The organism is Paractinoplanes hotanensis (assembly GCF_023717965.1).
Taxonomy (GTDB): Bacteria; Actinomycetota; Actinomycetes; order Mycobacteriales; family Micromonosporaceae; genus Actinoplanes; species Actinoplanes polyasparticus.
Genome location: NZ_JAMQOL010000109.1, coordinates 1 through 4,519 on the forward strand (window position 1 = coordinate 1; position 4,519 = coordinate 4,519).

Here is a 4,519-nt window from a genome sequence, read left to right on the forward strand (position 1 = left end):
CAGGCGCTGCTGGCCACGTACGGGCAGGAGCGGGAGACGCCGTTGTGGCTGGGATCGGTGAAGTCGAACCTGGGCCACACTCAGGCCGCCGCGGGTGTCGCCGGTGTCATCAAGATGGTGCAGGCGATGCGGCACGGGGTGCTGCCGAAGACCCTGCACGTGGACGCGCCGTCGAAGCACGTCGACTGGCAGTCCGGCGCGGTCGAGCTGCTCACGGATGCCCAGGACTGGCCCGCCTCGGAGAAACGACGGGCCGCTGTCTCGTCGTTCGGCATCAGCGGCACCAACGCCCACGTGATTCTGGAGGCCCCGGAGCCGGCCGCGCCCGTCCCGCACCTCGGGGCGTCGCGGTTGGTGCCGGTCGTGCTTTCCGGCGCCGAGCCGGACGCTCTCCGGACGGCCGCCGAAGGAATGCCGTCGGACCTCCCCCTCGACGCGATCGCTCGCACGCTGACCACGCGGGCCGCGCTGCGCCACCGGGCCGTCGTGCTCGCCGCCGACCGGACTGCTCTCGACGCCGGGCTGGCCGCCGTCGCCGATGAGCACCACCCGCTGGCCGGGCAGGCCGCTCCGGGCCGCTTGGCGTTCGTGTTCACCGGCCAGGGCTCGCAGCGGCTCGACATGGGCCGCGGTCTGCACGAGGCGTTCCCGGTCTACGCGAAGGCGTACGACGAGGTGGTCGGACTGTTGGACATTCCCGATCTGGACGTCGATCAGACTGGGTGGGCGCAGCCAGCGATCTTCGCCGTCGAGGTGGCGTTGCTTGCTCTCGTCCGCGCGTGGGGCATGACACCCGATGTCGTGGCGGGCCATTCGATCGGTGAGGTCACTGCGGCGTACGCGGCCGGGGTCCTGTCGTTGGCGGACGCCGCCAAGCTGATCTCGGCGCGGGCACGCCTGATGCAGGCGCTGCCTGCCGGGGGCGCGATGCTGGCGGTGCGCGCCTCCGAAGCAGATATCCACTCCGCTTTCCCCGATTCGGACATTGCCGCGGTCAACGGTCCGGAAGCGGTTGTCGTCGCTGGGCCGGCTGCTGAGCTGGATCGGGTCGCCGAGCACGGTTGGAAGTCAACACGGCTGCGGACGAGCCATGCGTTCCACTCGCGGTTGATGGAGCCGATGCTCGACGACTTCCGCAGGGTCGTCGAGACGTTGACGTTCGCCGAGCCGACGATCTCGATCGTGTCGTCGGTGACGGGCGGCGGGGCCGACTGGACCGATCCCGAGTACTGGGTGGCGCAGGTGCGCGCCACGGTGCGGTGGGCCGACGTCGACCTTGACGCGGGCCGGGTGCTCGAGCTTGGCCCGGACACTGTGCTGGCCACGACGATTCCCGATGCGGTGGCCGCCCTGCGCCGTGAGCGAGACGAGGTCACGACCCTGCTCACGGCGGTCTCCGAGTTGTGGGTACGTGGCCAGGACGTCGACTGGCCGGCCGTGCTCGGCGACGGGCCGCGGGCCGACCTGCCCACGTACCCGTTCCAGCGTCAGCGCTTCTGGCTGCAGCCCACCCCACCCGCCGGCGACGTCACCGCGGCCGGACTCGACTCCACCGGCCACCCGCTGCTCGCCGCGGCCGTGGAACTGCCCGAGTCCGGCGCCCTGCTGCTCACCGGAACCCTGACGACCACCGCCCACTCCTGGTTGGCCGACCACCGGGTGCACGGCACCCCGATCGTGCCCGGCACCGCGCTGGTCGAACTCGCTCTCGCGGCGGGCGCCCGCGCCGGCGTGCCCACCATCGACGAATTGGTGCTGCGCGAGCCGCTCGAACTGCCCGCCCGCGTTCGCGTCCTGGTCGAGGCGCCCGACGAAGGCGGCCGCCGCTCCCTGACGATCTACTCGCACAGCGAGGGCACGACCAGCACGCACGCCACCGGCCTGCTCGCCGCCGCCGCGGCCGGCGACGGCGCCGATCTGGTCGTCTGGCCCCCGTCCGACGCCGCCGAGCTTGACCTGGACGACCTCTACCCGGCGTTCGCCGAAGCCGGGCTGGAGTACGGCCCGGCGTTCCGCGGCCTCCGCCGTGCCTGGAAGCGCGGCGACGAGGTCTTCGCCGAGCTCACCACCGAACAGGACCCGGCCGGCTTCGCCCTGCACCCGGCCATGTTCGACGCGGCCCTGCACGCGGCCGCGGCCGGCGGACTCGTCACCGGCGGCAGCGCGCAGCTGCCGTTCGCGTTCGCCGGAGTGCGGTGGGAACGCGCCGCGGGCGTCTCGATGCGAGTGCGGCTCACCCCTGGCGAGGCGTCCAGCTCAGTCCGGCTCACGCTGGCTGACGCATCCGGTCTTCCCGTGGCCGAGGTGGCCCAGCTGGTCCTGCGGCCCGCGACCGCTACGCACTCGGCCGGAGACCGTCTCCTCTACGCGATGGCGTGGGAGCCGTGCGAGATCGCCGGCACCGGTCCCGATGCGGTCATCGCCCTCGGCGACGAAGCTGCGGCCATCGGCACAGTCTTGGTCGACGCCAGCGCGCCTGGCCCGGCGTTCGACCGTTGCGCCGCTTTGCTCGCCCTGCTGCAGAAATTCGAGGGCGACCGCCTTGTTGTCCGCGCGTCTCTGGCCGATCCGGATGGTGCCGCTCTGTGGGGTCTGGTCCGGTCGGCGCAGTCCGAACAGCCCGGTAAGTACTTTCTGCTCGACGATTTCGAATCCGATACTGTTCTCTCCCCTGGGCGGGCGGGGGGTGGGTGGCCGACCCCGGAAGATCCACTGATCTACGAGCTGCCACAGGTCAAGGTCCGCGACGGGAAAGTGCTGGTCCCGCGCCTGACCCGGGTGCAGTCGACCGGCACCCCCGACTTCGGTGATGGCACCGTGGTCGTCACCGGGGCGACCGGCACGTTGGGTGGCCTGATCGCGCGCCATCTGGTCGAGACTCACGGCGTACGGAATCTGCTTCTGCTGTCTCGCTCGGGCGGCACGCTCGAGATCGAGGGCGCGTCCGTCAAGGCCTTCACCTGCGACCTGTCCGACGCCGTGGCTGTGGTACGGGCGCTTCAAGACGAGCCGGTCACCGCCGTCATCCACGCTGCGGGCGCCCTCGATGACGGCCTCCTCCGGGATCTGTCGCCGGCGCGGCTGCGCACCGTGTTCCGCGCCAAGGTCGACGCCGCCCGCAACCTGGCCGCCGCCACCCGCGACAAGCACCTGAGCGCCTTCGTGCTGCTCTCCTCAGCGGCGGGCCTGTTCGGCAACCCCGGCCAGGCCAACTACGCCGCCGCCAACGCCTTCCTCGACTCGTACGCCGCCGAGTTGAGGAGCCAGGGCATTCCGGCGACCAGCCTTGCGTACGGCCTGTGGGACGCCGGCATGGGCAAGGCGCTCACCGAGTCCGCCCGCGCGAAGATGCGCCGCGGCGGCGTCCTCCCGCTCAGCCCCGAGCAGGGTCTGGCCGCCTTCGACGCTGCTCTGGCGACCGGCCTGCCCGCCGTCGCGCCACTGCTCCTCGACCACAACGCGCCCTCGTTGCCCGAGCTTTTCCAGAAGCCCGAGCTTCTCCACAAAAAGGCCGGAACCAATCTCGGCCAGCGCCTCGCCGCCCTTCCCGCCGCCGAACGCGGGACCGCCCTGCTGGCCCTGGTCCGCGCCCAGGTCGCCGAGGTGCTCGGCCACGGCTCCGGCGAGCGGATTCCGGCCGCCCGTGCCTTCACCGAGCTCGGCTTCGACTCGCTCACCGCCGTCGAGCTGCGCAACCGCCTCGCCGCCGTGACCGGGCAGCGGTTGCCGTCCACCCTGGTCTTCGACTATCCCAACTCTGCGGCGCTGGCCACGTACCTGGCCGGCACGACCGGGACCGCCACGACAAGCAGCCCCCTGAAGGCCGACGAACCGATCGCCATCGTCGGGATGGCCTGTCGGTACCCGGGCGGCGTGACCTCACCCGATGACCTGTGGAACCTCGTCGCCGCCGGCCGCGAAGGCGTGGGCCCGTTCCCGGCCGACCGTGGCTGGGACCTCGACGCGCTCTACGACCCCGACCCCGCCCACCCCGGCACCTCCTACACCCGGCACGGTGGCTTCCTGTCCGGCGCCGCCGACTTCGACCCCGGCCTGTTCGGCATCGCCCCCCGCGAGGCCCTCGCGATGGACCCGCAACACCGGCTGCTGCTCGAAACGAGCTGGGAGGCCTTCGAACGGGCCGGTGTCGACCCGCTCGGGCAGCGCGGTTCGCGTACGGGCGTCTTCGTCGGCGTGATGTACAACGACTACGGCCTGGTGCTCGACGGCTCGACCGACAACACCGAGGGCTTCCTCGGGGTCAGCGGCAGCGTCGCCTCGGGGCGGGTCGCCTACACGTACGGCCTGGAAGGCCCGGCCGTCACCGTCGACACGGCCTGCTCGTCGTCGCTGGTCGCGCTTCACCTGGCCGCCCAGGCGCTCCGCAACGGCGAGTGTGACGCGGCCCTGGCCGGTGGCGTCACGGTCATGGCGACCCCGGCCACGTTCGTCGGGTTCTCCCGGCAGCGCGGGCTTGCCGCGGACGGTCGTTGCAAGGCGTTCGCGGACGGGGCGGACG

General features: G+C 72.1%; 1 protein-coding gene. It reads left to right on the forward strand.

Annotated elements, in window-relative coordinates; genetic code table 11:
- The coding region (locus LXN57_RS47505; protein WP_285904775.1) for a type I polyketide synthase at positions 1–4,519 on the forward strand (4,519 nt) is incomplete at both ends.